This window comes from Thiolinea disciformis DSM 14473, assembly GCF_000371925.1.
In the GTDB taxonomy this organism is placed as follows: domain Bacteria; phylum Pseudomonadota; class Gammaproteobacteria; order Thiotrichales; family Thiotrichaceae; genus Thiolinea; species Thiolinea disciformis.
Genome location: NZ_AQVE01000009.1, coordinates 26,203 through 41,299, shown reverse-complemented (window position 1 = coordinate 41,299; position 15,097 = coordinate 26,203). Strand labels below are relative to the sequence as shown.

At 44.6% G+C, this 15,097-nt stretch carries 10 protein-coding genes; 4 read left to right on the top strand and 6 right to left on the bottom strand.

The genetic code is table 11. The features are described 5' to 3' along the window. Nucleotide 1: 1 nt before the first annotated feature. From A3IE_RS0108840 to A3IE_RS0108830, 3 genes are read right to left on the bottom strand one after another with little or no spacing between them, the layout of a single operon-like run. Nucleotides 2–880, bottom strand: coding sequence for a fumarylacetoacetate hydrolase family protein (locus A3IE_RS0108840; protein WP_020395254.1), 879 nt, complete (start codon nucleotides 878–880; stop codon nucleotides 2–4). A gap of 8 nt (nucleotides 881–888) precedes the next feature. Next, nucleotides 889–1,641 (bottom strand): sulfite exporter TauE/SafE family protein, encoded by a 753-nt coding sequence (locus A3IE_RS0108835; protein WP_020395253.1) that lies wholly within the window; start codon nucleotides 1,639–1,641, stop codon nucleotides 889–891. Then, nucleotides 1,642–2,601: an MBL fold metallo-hydrolase gene (locus tag A3IE_RS0108830; protein WP_020395252.1), complete on the bottom strand. Its 960-nt coding sequence runs from the start codon at nucleotides 2,599–2,601 to the stop codon at nucleotides 1,642–1,644. A gap of 655 nt (nucleotides 2,602–3,256) precedes the next feature. Between A3IE_RS0108830 and A3IE_RS0108825 the strand changes: the two genes are divergently transcribed. Further along, nucleotides 3,257–5,152 carry a hypothetical protein gene (locus tag A3IE_RS0108825; RefSeq protein ID WP_020395251.1) on the top strand — a complete coding sequence of 632 codons (1,896 nt, stop codon included), beginning with the start codon at nucleotides 3,257–3,259 and terminating at the stop codon, nucleotides 5,150–5,152. Between the two features lie 143 nt (nucleotides 5,153–5,295). On the opposite strand, the gene A3IE_RS20260 is transcribed toward A3IE_RS0108825, so the two are convergent. Next, nucleotides 5,296–6,246, bottom strand: coding sequence for a radical SAM/SPASM domain-containing protein (locus A3IE_RS20260; protein ID WP_083900607.1), 951 nt, complete (start codon nucleotides 6,244–6,246; stop codon nucleotides 5,296–5,298). A gap of 364 nt (nucleotides 6,247–6,610) precedes the next feature. Between A3IE_RS20260 and metG the strand changes: the two genes are divergently transcribed. From metG to A3IE_RS0108805, 3 genes are all read left to right on the top strand, one after another. Beyond that, nucleotides 6,611–8,647, top strand: coding sequence for a methionine--tRNA ligase (gene metG, locus A3IE_RS0108815; RefSeq protein ID WP_020395249.1), 2,037 nt, complete (start codon nucleotides 6,611–6,613; stop codon nucleotides 8,645–8,647). A 21-nt stretch (nucleotides 8,648–8,668) separates the two neighbouring features. After that, nucleotides 8,669–11,398 (top strand): DUF349 domain-containing protein, encoded by a 2,730-nt coding sequence (locus A3IE_RS0108810; protein WP_020395248.1) that lies wholly within the window; start codon nucleotides 8,669–8,671, stop codon nucleotides 11,396–11,398. A gap of 199 nt (nucleotides 11,399–11,597) precedes the next feature. Continuing rightward, a complete protein-coding gene (locus A3IE_RS0108805) occupies nucleotides 11,598–12,347 on the top strand; it encodes a DUF4344 domain-containing metallopeptidase (protein WP_020395247.1) in 750 nt (249 codons plus the stop codon). A gap of 126 nt (nucleotides 12,348–12,473) precedes the next feature. Here the strand turns inward: A3IE_RS0108805 and lysS are convergent, their stop codons facing one another. After that, complete coding sequence (gene lysS, locus A3IE_RS0108800; RefSeq protein ID WP_020395246.1) at nucleotides 12,474–13,970, bottom strand: lysine--tRNA ligase; 1,497 nt, start codon at nucleotides 13,968–13,970, stop codon at nucleotides 12,474–12,476. Nucleotides 13,971–13,972: 2 nt separating this feature from the next. Beyond that, nucleotides 13,973–15,068, bottom strand: a protein-coding gene (gene prfB, locus A3IE_RS0108795) for a peptide chain release factor 2 (protein WP_110721415.1) whose coding sequence is annotated in 2 segments (ribosomal slippage) — nucleotides 13,973–14,995 and nucleotides 14,997–15,068 — 1,095 coding nt in all. Because the reading frame shifts where the segments join, the coding sequence is not laid out codon by codon here. Nucleotides 15,069–15,097: the final 29 nt, after the last annotated feature.

The following is a 15,097-nucleotide window of genomic DNA, read 5'->3' as shown; positions in this document are numbered from 1 at the left end:
TTTAAGCACTAACCCGATTGCGCAACACGCCGATCTTTTCTACTTCACACTCGACCACATCGCCGATCTGCAAATATTCCGGTGGATTACGCGCAAAACCGACACCGCTCGGAGTTCCGGTGGCAATAATATCACCAGCTTCTAAAGGCATGGCGCGTGATAGTGTGGCAATGATTTCCGCAATAGTGAATAACATAAAGCGAGTATTGGAAGCTTGCTTCGTCACGCCATTCACGCGGCAAGCAATAGTGAGTTGCTGTGGGTCGCTGATTTCATCTTTGGTAACAATCACGGGGCCAATAGGGCAAGCACCATCAAGACTTTTACCGAGGAAATATTGCTTATGATTAAGCTGAATATCGCGCGCACTAATATCATTAATGACGGTATAGCCGAACACATAATCCAGTGCATTCTCGGGGCTAATTTTTCGCCCTGTTTTGCCAATAATGACCCCTAATTCGGACTCCCAGTCTAATTGTGAACAAGTATCAGGGTCATACGGAATATCCGTTTCATGCCCAATGACGCTGGTGACTGATTTGGTAAATACAATCGGATAAGTTGGCTTTTTGGCGGTTTTGCCTGTCAAATTTAAAGCTTCTTCAATATGTTCGAAATAATTTAAGCCCATGCACATAATATTTTTGCGTGGGCGAGGAATCGGGGCAAGCCATTGCACATCTTTTGCGGCCACTCGCATATTGGTTGTGGCTTGACTTAAAGCTGCATTAAAATCGGCCTTGTGTTCAATCAGGCTTTGTAAATCGTGCCAACCCGCTTGTGCGAAAGCAGGTTCGAGCGCAGGTAAAATTAAGTGGTCGTCTTGCTCAATAAACACATACGGTTGGTTCTGATAACGACAAGTTCCTAAACGCATAAACCCTCCTAAAACCCTCGCCAACCGTCATAGAGCAACTTCAAACCAGTCAAAAATAACACTAGATAAGTAATCTGGTAAAACAATTTGTCCGAGACGCGCTTATGCAAATACACCCCCACCCCAATGGCAAGAGCCGCCAATGGCAACAGCATCAGCGAGATTTTAAAATTACTGAAGTTAAGTTGGCCTAGTATCGCATAAGGAATAAGTTTGAAGTAATTGACGATGGTGAAAAACAGTACTGTGGTTGCCTGTAGGGTAGTTTTCGCTAACTGTTGCGGCAGCAGATAAACGCTCAATGGGGGGCCGCCTGTGTGAGAAACAAAGCTCGTCAAACCAGCAATAAACGCCCAAAACCTCCCTGCATTCGGACTTGGCTTGTTTTTCATCCAACGTTGTGCCGGTTTGAACCAATTATTTAAGGCAAAACCGGTTGAGATGAGTCCAATGACAAAGCGAATATGATCAGCATTTAGATATTGGAAGGTGAAGGCGCCTACGACGGTACCAATCAGTGCAGCAGGGACGGTGATTTTAATATGTTCCAATGACCAACGCCGCCAATAAGCACGCATCGCCATCAAATCCATGGCGCACAGTACAGGCAATAAAATGGCAGCAGCCACCATCGGTGGCATGGCAAGTGCCATGATGGGTACGGCTAACATGCCAAACCCACCACCAAAGCCGCCTTTAGAAATCCCTACAATCGTAACCGCGATAAAGGTCAGCAACCACGCTTGAACACTCCACTCCATTTAGGCAGCTTTGGCGCGGCGTTGCAGCCAAATCGCTAAACCTTGACCATTCAAATCAATGTCGAGCGCTAATAACTCACGAATTTTTGCTGCGCTGAAACGGACACCATGTGCTTGTGCGCTGGCAACCAGATTTTTTGCAACTTTTTCTTGAATGCGGGCTAAGCGGCCTTCGGGTTGCTGTTCTTCACTCAAGGCAATATCCACCATGTCTTGCAAGCTTTTGCGTAATAAGGGGAAGAGGCGATCTAATTCGGTCACACGGCTATAATGCGTCAGTAACATGGCGTTGGGGTTTTTGCTTTCGTATTTGAGCAAGGTTTTTTTCCAACTTTCAGGGTCGAAAGCCACAGGGGTAGTGGTGGCGAATAACCAAGCGCCTTGCTCGGTGTCGAATTCGCGGTAGGATATGCCAAAGGTGTCACCCGTGAACCATGAGCGAGTACGTTCGTCGAAGATGCTACCGTGATGATTAGCATGGCCGGGGGTGTCATAGAAACCTAGTTGGCGGCCATTGAGATTGAACTGAAAACCATCTTCTGCGCTAATCAGGCGTTCTTTGGGTACTGGTGTTAAGGTTCCGTAATCGCGAGCAAAGACTTCTGCGCCATAAACAGCACTTGCTCCCGCGATCAGTTTGGCAGGGTCTATCATGTGCGTTGCGCCCCTCGGATGCGCAATCATGGTCGCTTTCGGGCACAAACGCATCAATTCACCCGCACCACCCGCATGATCAAGATGCACATGGGTCGGAATTACATATTGAACATTTTCTGGCTTTAAACCCACGTCTGCCAACGCTTGCATAATCAAGGGTACGCTGTGATAAGTCCCACTATCCACAAAAGCCGCTGTATCGCCTTCCACAATCAAATAACAAGCCGCAAAATCATCACGGCATAAGGCGGTGTCAATGCAATAAATACCATCACCTAAATCTTGGTAGTGAGCTTGGGGCATGGGCGAACTCCTTGGGTTTAAAAAACCGATATCGAGTGGGTGCTAAACAAGTGTTGGTATTTAAGTTGTTTATTGATTGTGCTGAGTTGTATGAAGTCGTGATCATGGTGCAATAAAATGAGACTGTGCTCAAGTGCAAAGTATTGAGGTAGTTTACGTGCTCCGCCTTAACCCCCTATACTGCTTTTTGGCGAGGATTAGTGAGTATCATCAACGTGATTACTCATTTAAAAAATTAAAGTCCTGCAATGTTAATCCATACCGATTCAAGTAGTCATGGAATATCGATCCTTCAAATATTTTAAATCATGACTGATTATCTCTTAACTATAAAATTCTGCTGACTCGATAATTGAACTGGAAAATCAGTTAAATCGAATCAAGAAGCTATCGCTAGCGCCGCCTAAATAATTGATCATCAGGATGCTAAATATATCGTAGTAGAAGTATATGCCTGATAAAGTTTTAATAAAAAACTTTTTAAAAAATTAAGATGATCCTAAAAATGGAGGGTTTCTGATCCGATAAGATTATTGTATCTAAAGTTGTAGAGTTGCACTACTAAAGTTTTAACTAATAAAAATTAGCTTGAATTTTTTTTTTAAAAGTTGTTTATATTTTAATCTTATTATTTAAAGTCAAGGTACGACATGCTATGTCACAGCAACTAAAAAATTATCCCCGCGCATTATTAGCCTTAGTCATTAGCAGTGTGTTCCTCAGCGCCTGTAACGACGATAATACCTCTGCCTCCGCCACCCCAATCACCGCCACTTTAAAATCCCCCCGTGTTACTAACCTAGTGTATCAAGGTAATCAGGGTAGTACAGGCCGTACCAATGAAGCAGGCGAATATACCTGTAAATCAGGCGAAACGATTAGCTTTAACTTAGGCAAAACGGCAATAGGTACAACGACTTGTCAAGCCGGTGACACAAGTCTGATGCAAATGGTAGGGGGTGGTCTAACGACTCAAAATGCCTTACAAGAAATGCAACGGGCTGGTGGTACGCTAGAAGTATTGCCCTATGACCAGTGGATTAATCGTTTAAGTTTGCTTGCTGAGTTGGATAGTAATGCCAATTTAAGTGATGGCATCCAGTTGCCTACAGGTTTGGATAAACTTGCTGCACTTAACACGACGAGCCTCGATTTCAAACAAGATCACAGTGTGTTTGGTTCGCAACTGGCGCAAGTCTATTATCCATCTGTGGGCGCTGGTTTGTATCAACGTCCCCTCTTAAAGGCTAGCCAAGGGGAGTTAATTAAAGGTCTAGAAGCCGAATCAGCTGGTAGCTTGAAATTTCCTGCCTATGTGCCGCTCAAGAAAACCTTGAACTCTACCAACGATTCATTTGCTTACACATGGGATGCGCAAGGTCTGCTGCAACAAATAAGCACCGCTAACGGAATAGAAAGCGCAACCTTTGATACGCAAGGTCGCTATCAGCTAGTAACTTCTCCCTCTAGTACAGGTGGGAAAATCGAATTAAGTCTAGTATGGAATAATCAAAATCAGCTTACCAGTATGGTGCAAACCACTTATGATAAGGCTGGCACTAAAACTAATATCATGAGTGACAACAAGGTTTATGATGCCAATGGTTATACGATTCAGCATAATGTTACTAACGCGGATTTAAGCACCAAAACCACACAATCTACCAAGTCTACAATGACTTACACCAATCAAGGTCAAGTGCAACAAGTCATTGAAACAATCACGACTGAAGTGAATGGTGTGGTGGATGCTACTAAAACAACACTCGTGACCATTGATTCTACCTATGATGCTAAAGGGAATTTAAGCACCTTAACCAAGCAAATTACCAATAGTGAGGGTGGTTTTGTCAGTAAGGAGTTAACACAATTCATTTATAATAATCTGGGCGCGATAGTCGAACGGACTTATCAAGACTTAGATATGAATGGTAATAGTAAATCCAGTAATAAATTAACTAATAGCTATACGGCTGATAGTTATTTATCAGGCGCGACCCGTGTTTACCAAAATAATAATCAAGTGATTGGGAGTTATAAAGATGTCTATCAATATGGTACGAATGGGCATTTAATCCGTAAGGTAAGAGCACATTATAATGCGGCCTATAATAATGCTAATAAACCTGTGCGTACTTTTGATTTAAATCTTACTTATAATGCGTTGGGTTTACGTACTGAGTCTAAAGAACAGACCACTCAATATCAAGATGGTCAAGGTGTGACACTAAGCACACCGACGGTTAATACAGTAACCAAACAATGGGTATATGATGCCAATCAGAACCCTATTAGCCAACAGATTGATAGTAATGGTGATGGTATATTTGAAACTAAAACACAATGGACATGGCAAGCGGTGGCTAGTATAGGTAATGCTGTATTAATTGATCAATATAAAGCCGATACACTGGCGGAAACCTATTCCACTGATAGTGCTTCGGAGGATGGTTGGGAGGTGGCATTAATGCCAAAGCCTCCATTGCAGCTTTGGGGTGCTATTGTTTGGGGATTAGTTGGATTTGCAGCTATAATATATGTTCTCATGTAACCAATGTCTATACAGATGAGGTGATTGCAGACATCGTTATGTCAGCATTTGATACAAGCGATAAAGCTCTTCCAAAGCCTGATTGGGCGTTAAATCATTGGGGCTTAACGCTTGCAGGGCAGTTTTAATTTTTTCGGTGTGAGCTAAATAAGCTGCTGCGCATAGCGACTCGCCAATTGATTTGCCAACGATGGTTTCACCACATTAAAGCGGCAATTGGTACATAAATCACCTTTCTTAGAAAAAGAAACTAGATTTTTCCGCCATTGACTGAGTGGTTTACCCGCGTAAATATGGAAAATCGTTGGTTCTTTTGTTAAATCTCCCACAATGGCTTGTTGGTGATATTCGACATCAGAACGGATATTGCAGCACGGAATGACTTTGCCATTGTAATCGATATATAAATGTTCAAAAGGTGAAAAACAAGGCGCTGTGCGTTGATAATCTTGGAAAATAGCTAAAGTATCACCGCGACTACAGCCGTTTATATCAAAATTGCGTGCATACTGGCGAATCGTTAAACCTTCAAAGTCAAGTTGCGCTTCTAGCCATTCATCTTGCTTTTCTTTTACAATCTTACCAGTCAGCTCTAGGCGTTCTTGAACCTTGAGCATCGTTTTTCGCATTTTCTCATGATCATAATGCTCCTGATTCGCTAAATAGATTTGAATATTTAAACTATCAAGGCCAGCTTCTTTTAATTCGTGCAAGTAGGTATTATTAAGATAATCACCGTTGGTATTAGTGTGTAAGTGGGCTTTTGGTAATAAGTGACGGGCCTGCTTAACGCGCTTTAATATAATTTTATCGGCCAATGGCTCATTATAGCGGCTATAAGATATTTTTCCATCATAGTCGATTTCGGCTAATTGCTCCAAAATAGCAATATAGAGCGCTTCAGGCATATAAATATTGGTAGATCGGCGATCAATAAAGGAGTTGGGACAGAACCAACAAGTCCGATTGCAATAAGAAAAAGCTTCTATTTCTACTAAATTGACCGAATGCTTAAACAGTGATTTAGCAGCTTCTAGATTGTCTAAAGGTCTGAAGTGGGAGGGCTTAATCTTTAAAAATCTTAGAAATTGCATTGCGTTGAACTGTGTTTGGAAGGCGTAAGGATGGCTATCTTAACGTTATTGATGTGGCAAAGTCGATTGGCACAAGTAAAGGGCACGCTATCAAGCATGAGCGTGTTCTTCGCCCTGTGAGTATGCCTATGTGGCGTGGGTTGAAAATATTAGGGCACTCAGGAAGTAACTTTCATTAGGGTCACGTTGAGAAGGTGAGGGTGTGAGAAGCAAATTTAATGATCATGTCCTCTTTATTGAGGTCAAAGGGTAGTAGAATGATGATTCTGGGTTGTGCTGCTGCGTGCTAGCAACCGCCAACAGCTAGCACAAAATCCTGCAACCTGTTACCTTATCGCCCTTAGTCAGAAGTCCGAGTCTCCCGATGAAATCAAGAAAAATCCTCATTACCAGTGCGCTTCCCTATGCCAATGCCAATATCCACTTGGGGCATATGTTTGAGCATATTCAAACGGACATCTGGGCACGCTTCCAACGCTTACGTGGGCATGAATGCTATTATGTGTGCGCGGATGATGCTCATGGCACGCCGATCATGCTCAGTGCACAGAAAAATGGAATAACGCCACAACAATTAATTGATCGTGTGTATCAAGAACATACTCGCGATTTTGCAGGCTTCAATATTAGCTATGACAATTATTACACAACACACTCGGACGAGAATCGCGAGTTTTCTGAGTACATTTATTTAGCAGCACGCAATAATGGCCACATCGACAAACGCACCATTCGCCAAGCCTATGACGAACAGGCACAGATGTTTTTGCCAGATCGTTTCATTAAAGGTGAATGCCCGCGTTGTGGTGCGCCCGATCAGTATGGCGATAATTGTGAGGTCTGTGGTGCTACTTACGCACCGACCGATTTGAAAAATGCCGTTTCGGTCGTATCAGGCACCAAGCCTATCGAAAAAGAAACCGAGCATTATTTCTTCAAGTTAGGTAATTTTGAAGCCTTCTTGCGCGATTTTTTGCAAAGTGGTGCGGTTCAAAAAGAAATTGCCAATAAACAAATGGAGTGGTTTGAGTCTGATCAAGGCTTAAGCGATTGGGATGTATCGCGTGATGCACCTTATTGGGGTTTCAAAATTCCCGATACTGAGGATAAATATTTTTACGTTTGGTTGGATGCCCCCATTGGTTATTTAGCCAGTTTCAAAAATTATTGCACGCGCAGTGGTTTAAATTTTGACGAATTTTGGAAAGTGGGTTCTGAAGCTGAAGTTTATCATTTCATTGGTAAAGATATTGCTTATTTCCATACCTTATTCTGGCCAGCTTTGTTAAAAAGCGCAAATTTTCGCACACCCACGGCGGTATTTTGCCATGGTTTCGTAACGGTAAATGGCGCAAAAATGTCAAAATCGCGCGGCACGTTTATTCAAGCCGAAAGTTATCTGCGTCATTTGAATCCAGAATATTTGCGTTATTACTTTGCCAGCAAACTAGGTAATAGTGTTGATGATATTGATTTGAATTTGGACGATTTTCAGCAGCGCGTGAATAGTGATTTGGTTGGTAAGGTAGTGAATATTGCCTCACGCTGCGCTGGTTTTATTAACAAGCGCTTTGATAATCGATTAACTGCTACCTTGCCTAATCCGGCTTTATACCAAGAATTTGCCGCAGCCAGCGAATCCATCGCTGAGGCATTTGAACAACGCCGTTATAGCCAAGCGATTCGCGAGATTATGGCGTTGGCGGACAAAGCGAATCAGTATGTGGATGAGCAAAAACCGTGGGCATTGGCGAAAGACGAAACGAAGCTTGCGGAAGTGCAGGCTATTTGTACGCAAGGCTTGAATTTGTACCGTGCGATCATTACTTACTTAAAACCAGTATTGCCTCAATTGGCCGCAGAGAGTGAGGCTTTCTTAAATGCAGGCGCGCTGCGCTGGGCGAGTGTGCAAGAGCCATTATTGGGTACGAGCATTAATACCTTCAAACCTTTAATGACACGTGTGGAACAGGCGGCGGTGGATGCGATGATTGAAGATAATAAGCAAGCTTTGGCGGCGGCACAGGCAAGTCCTGTGACCCAATCTAAGCATTTGACTGATGACCCGATCAGTGCGCCGATTCAATACGAAGATTTCGCGAAGTTGGATTTCCGTGTTGCCAAGATTGTCAAAGCGGCGGCGGTAGAAGGGGCGGATAAATTAGTGCAACTCACACTGGATTTGGGGGGTGAGACGCGCAATGTATTTGCGGGCATTAAATCAGCCTACCATCCGGCTGATTTAGAAGGGCGTTTGACTGTTATGGTCGCGAATTTAGCGCCGCGTAAAATGCGTTTTGGAGTTTCCGAAGGCATGGTCTTAGCGGCAGGTCCTGGTGGAAAAGATATTTTTGTCCTCACGCCAGATGCAGGTGCTGAGCCTGGTATGCGTGTTAAGTAATTAAACGAGGCGATTGGATATATGCTCGGAGCGCTGTTTAAGCCTAAGTGGCAACATAAGGATGCCAAAGTCCGTTTACAAGCCCTGTCCAGTTTGGAAGCCAATAGCGCTGAATTATTAGGATTGGCGCAAAATGATCCTGATGAAGCGGTGCGTTTGGCAGCCATTGCGCGCTTAATTGATATTCCTTTATTAATCAAGTTTGGCAAACAAAGTGGCAAAGTCGCTGAGATTGCGCGTGCGCGTGTTGTGGCATTGGCGCATAACACTTATGGTCAGGATAGGTTGTTCGCGGAAGTCTTTGATTGGTTGAAAGACCAAGCCGACTTAATGCGTGCTTTAGTAGAAAACAAAAAGCGCGATTCCTATATTCGCCGTTTGGCCTTGGCGCAAATTGATGATTCACAGTTATTGTTCCGCATCGCGAGTACAGAAGATAGCAGTGCACGCGAATTGCAAATCGAAGCGGCTACGCGCTTACAAGATTTAGAGTTATTACGTCAGCTTGAAAAGCATTACGGCCACAATAATAAGCGCTTGCGCCAGTTAGTCAAAGATCGTACTGCTCAAGAGCAGGCACGCGAACAAGCGAGACAAGCCCTAGAAAGCCTCTGTGCTGATTTAGAAAAGCTCGGCTCCACGGGGCAGTGGGCGCAAGATCGTACACGCCATAAAGTCTTATTGGAAAGTTGGCGTAAGCAAGCCACAGCCGAAAATCCAGCAATCTCCCCAGACTTGAGTGAGCGCTTTGCTAAAGCGGATAAAACCTTTACCGAGCGTTTACAAGTTTATGAAGCAGAGCAAGCGGTGGAAGCTCCGCGTTTGGCTATTTTTGAGCAATGCTTAAAAGATGGTCTTGCCTTGCAAAAACAGTTGGAGCAGGGTGAGCAGCTCTTATCTAGCGAGCAAATTGACCAGCAAATTGAGGCTTTGCAAGAGCGTTGGGTCAAAGCGGAAACGATTAAAGGCGAGTTACAGGCGAGACTCAATCAGCGTTGGCTTGAGCAATTTATGTATTTGACCGAGGCGCGTGATGCACTAGCTAAGCAAATGGCAGGTTTGGATCAATTGCACCAATGCTTGCAGCGTGCCGAGGTGATGCGTCAAAGCGAGAAGCCAGTGCAATCCGCAAAAGTGACTGAGCTGCAAGCGGATTGGGTGAAAATCAAGCGCCCGCAAGGCTTGCAACAGGCTATTCAACAGCTCGAAATACGTTTCCAACAAGCGATGAGTAGCTTAAATGCGCGTTTGCAAAAGCAAATTGCGCAACGTGATCAGACTATTGCTAGCCTCAAGGCCGAATTAGCGCAAATGGAGGCCGATTTAGAAGCTGAGCAATACGGGGAAGCAATCGATTTACACCGTAAATTATCACAGCTCCTGCAAGATCATACCGATCTTCCTGCGCGTGAGTTAAACGAAATGAAAGGGCGTTTGAAAGCAGCGACGCCTTTGATTTTAGAGTTAAAAGATTGGCGGCGTTGGGGCACGGATCAAGCCCGTGAACATTTGATTGAAACCGCGCAATGGTTAGAGAATGATGAAAGTTTAGACCCTCAAGTGCGGGCGCGTGAAATTAAAGCGTTGCGCGAAGAATGGCGTAAATTAGCGCACATGGAACCGGGGCAGCAGCGCAAGCAGTGGAAGGTGTTTGATAGCAAGGTGAATGCGGCTTATGAAGTCAGCAAGCAGCACTTTGCTGAGCAGGCCAATGAACGTGAAGCGCATTTAAAAGCGCGTGAAGCGATTTGTGCTGAGCTAGAAAATCTTTATGTGCAAACCGATTGGCAAGCTGCTAAATGGCAGGATATTACGCAGGCGATTAATCGTTTGCGTAAGGCTTGGAAAGAATGTGGTACGGTCGGTCATAAAGAATGGAAGCCAATCAATGACCGTTTTAATGCAGCCATGGATGCGTTGGATGGGCAGTTAAATCAAGAGCGTGAGCGTAATTTCCAATTGCGCCAAGGCTTAGCGAATACGGCGCTCGCGCTATCCGAGCAAGCGGATGTGCAAGATGCGGTGGAAAAAGCCAAGCAATTACGCAGCCGTTGGCAAATTAGCGTGCCTTCACGCCCCAAAGATGAACAGCGCATTTGGAAGCAATTCCAATCTTCTTTAGATAAGGTGTTTGAGCGTCTGCGTGAATCGCGCCAAGCCCAACGTTCTGAGCAAGATGAGCGTATTGCACGTAAAAATGCCATTTGTGCTGAATTGGAGGCTCTCCAAACACTGGAAGGTGAAGCTTTTAGTGCTGCTTATGCACAAGTTGACGAGCAGCGTAAAGCCTTTCAAGCAATTCGCGATATTCCTAAATCGGTACATATCAAGTTGGAAGAGCGTTTCCAGCGTGCTGAATTAGCCTTACGTGAGCGTGCTAATCACGTGCGTTGGCAGCGTAAGTTGGCTGAACTGGATCAATTGGCACAAGACTCGGAGCAGCGCAAACAAGCCTTACATGATGATCAAGTCGCCTTGGTAGCTCAGCAAAAGGCGGGTGAAAACCTGTGTTTACAATTGGAACTATTGCTGAATTTACCTACGCCAGAGGCTTTCCGGCAGGCGCGTATGACGTATCAGGTCGAGCATTTGTCTGAAGCGATGCGTTCACGTTCTGCGGCACAAGATCGTGAGCAAAATGCGTTGAAATTATTAAAGGATTGGTATCGTTTAAATGCCATGCCAAGTGATGCTTTAACCAGTCAGCAAGAGCGTATTGTAGCGGTGCGTAAGGCTTTGGCAGGCGCATAACACAAGGTGCTTGATACTTGTTTCGGGTCAGTATGAAGTCAATCAGCATACTGATGCTGTTGAGTTTACGATGTAAGCGTGTTTATTCTGGCGCTCGGCTAATTCAATAGTACCGCGCTCTTAAAGCTTGTTAGCTTGAAAGATCTATGCTTTACCTCATCCCAAGCTTATTTGCCTTAAAATACTAAGGACGATTTTTATGCTGAAATTATTAAAAATATTAGGTTTTTGCGTACTGTTAGCGAGTAGTCAAGCGTATGCCAAAGAGGATTTGGCAGTGGTGTATCAGCCTTCTAAAACCGCTCAGGCCATGCAGCAAGACTTGCAACAGTCTGAATCCTTAAAAGCATTATTTAGCACACTGAATGCGCATTTTAAATTTCCAAAAGGTTTGAAGGTGGTGTTTAGTGATGAGGATGATGCCGCGTATGATCCTGAGCGTAGTGAAATCATTATGTCTTATGCCTTCGTGACAGAAATAAAGGCTTTATTTAGCAAAGCGAAAGCAGATTTAGATATTTCCCCTACCGAAGCAGCAATCCAAACCTTGAGTTATATGTTAATTCACGAGGTCGCGCACGCCTTGATTGATCGGTATGCCTTGCCTGTGGTGGGTAAGGAAGAGGACGCGGCGGATGGCTTGGCGAGTGTGATTTTAAGTGAGTATTTCGAGGATGGACAAGAAACCATTTTAGATGCGGCGGGCTTCTTTGACCTTGTCAGTGCTGATCGTAAAGTATTGAATGACGAGGATCTTTGGGATGAGCACAGTTTAGACGAACAGCGTTTATATACTAGCTTATGCCATGTGTATGGCAGTGATCCAAAAAAGTATGCGGCTGTCAAAAAAATCGCAGGTTTTCCCACTGAACGTGCTGAATTATGTGAAGAGGAGTATGCGAATCTAGCCAATAGCTGGAATGTATTGCTAAAGCCTTATAGGAAGTAGTGAGTTTTTAAATCCCCTCACTATCTACTAGCGTTTGGTTGGACAAGCTCACCATCAGCAAGCTTTAAAAAAAAATTCACCCCGCTAAAACACTAGATTTAATGCGGGGTATAAAAGTATGGGAGCTTATTCAGGTCGCATATGCGGAAATAGAATCACATCGCGGATCGACGGTGAATCCGTAAATAGCATCACCAAACGGTCAATGCCAATCCCTTCGCCTGCGGTGGGTGGCATACCGTACTCCAAAGCGCGTATGAAGTCAGCGTCATAAAACATCGCTTCATCATCACCCGCTTCTTTATCGCGTACTTGCTGTTGGAAGCGTTCGGCTTGATCTTCTGCATCATTTAACTCTGAGAAACCATTGCCGATTTCACGTCCGCCAATATAAAACTCGAAGCGGTCAGTAACGAAAGGATTTTCATCATTGAGCCGTGCTAGAGGTGATACTTCTGCAGGATGCTGCATCACAAAGGTGGGCTGTTGCAATAAATGCTCAACCGTTTCTTCAAAAATGGCTACTTGCACTTTGCCTAAGCCATCGCTATCTTTAATGGGGGCATGGACTTTCTTGGCGAGTGCACGCGCTGATTCCAGCTGATCAATCTGCGCTGGGGTAACGTCAGGATTGTATTTCAGAATCGCATCACGAATCGTAATGCGCTCGAACGGTTTTCCAAAATCAAATACTTGGCCTTGATAAGTGACTTCACTGCTCCCTAATAAATCAGTCGCTAAACCTTTAAATAAAGCCTCAGTCAAGTCGATTAAGTCCGTGTAAGTAGCATAAGCTTGGTAGAATTCAATCATGGTGAATTCGGGATTATGTCGCACCGAAACGCCTTCATTACGGAAGTTGCGGTTGATTTCAAACACCCGCTCAAAACCACCCACGACCAAACGTTTTAAGTAAAGCTCCGGCGCAATCCGCAAATACATCGGCAAATCGAGGGCATTATGATGCGTGATAAAAGGCCGTGCTGCGGCACCACCCGGAATCACTTGGAGCATCGGTGTTTCGACTTCCAGATAATCGCGCTGGATGAAGAAGTTACGAATATAGCTGATGATTTTGGAACGCATTTTGAAAGTTTCACGCGATTCTTGATTCATAATCAAATCAAGATAACGCTGGCGATACCGCTGTTCTTGGTCAGTTAAACCATGAAACTTTTCTGGCAATGGACGTAGTGATTTAGTCAGTAGGCGAATTTCTTTGACTTTGACCGATAATTCACCAGTTTGGGTTTTAAAAAGTGTGCCTTTTGCCCAAATAATATCGCCTAAATCCCAGTGGGTGTATTGCTCGAATAATTCGTCACCGACTGCATTTTTCTGTACATATAATTGAATGCGTCCTGAGACATCAGACAGGGTCGAGAAACTAGCCTTGCCCATTAAACGTTTTAGCATTAAGCGACCAGCAACTGTCACGGGAATTTCAGTAGTCTCAAACCAAGGCTTATCATATTGCTCGTACTGTTCATGCAACTCTGCCGCCTTGTGCTCACGTGTCACATCATTCGGGAAAGCGATGCCTTGCCCACGTAAGTGCGCTAGCTTTTCGCGGCGTTGCGTAATGAGTTTATTCTCGTCGTGGTGTTGCTCTGGCTCGCTCATGATTACAGTCCGCTTTTCAAACTAGCTTCAATAAATTTGTCTAAATCCCCATCCAATACGGCCTGCGTATTTGAGGTTTCAACGCCTGTGCGCAAATCTTTTATGCGCGATTGATCCAATACATAAGAACGAATTTGGCTGCCCCAACCGACATCCGATTTGGTGTCTTCCAAGGCCTGCTTTTCCGCATTACGTTTGAGCATTTCCAACTCGTATAACTTGGCGCGTAATTGCTTCATCGCCGTGTCTTTATTTTGATGCTGGGAGCGCCCATTTTGACATTGCACGACGGTATTAGTCGGCAGGTGAGTGATCCTTACCGCAGATTCGGTTCGGTTAACGTGCTGACCACCGGCGCCCGAGGCACGATAAACATCGATCCGTAAATCAGCCGGATTAATATCGATCTCAATCGCGTCGTCAATTTCGGGCGAAACAAACACCCCCGCAAATGAGGTATGACGCGCACCTGCTGAGCTAAACGGTGATTTACGCACTAAACGATGCACGCCCGTTTCAGTTCTGAGCCAACCAAACGCATAAGGGCCTTCAAAACTAATGGTGGCACTTTTGATACCGGCCACATCCCCCGGTGAGGCTTCAATCAATTCAGTCTTAAAACCTTTGGCTTCGCCCCAACGCAAATACATGCGCAATAGCATTTCCGTCCAATCTTGGGCTTCGGTGCCACCGGCGCCAGATTGAATATCTAAGAAGGCATTATTAGCATCCAACTCACCTGAGAACATACGTTGGAATTCGAGCTTTTCAATATCGGCTTCAATGCTATCTATATCAGCTATGACACCATTGACGCTGGCTTCATCATTTTCGGCTTCGGCCAGCGCTAGTAATTCATTGCCATCATTAAGGCCATTGGTAAGGCGAGTAATCCCCAACACAACACCTTCTAAATAGGAGCGCTCTTTACCAAGCTGTTGAGCGTAATCGGGATTATTCCAGATAGTGGGGTCTTCGAGTTCGCGATTTACTTCTTCGAGGCGTTCGTGTTTGGTATCAAAGTCAAAGATACCCCCTCAGCGCATCCAAACGCGCCTGAAGGTCTTTGATTCGGGTATAAATGAGGTTCAGTTCCATGACTGCAATCTTCTAAAAACGAAAGGCCG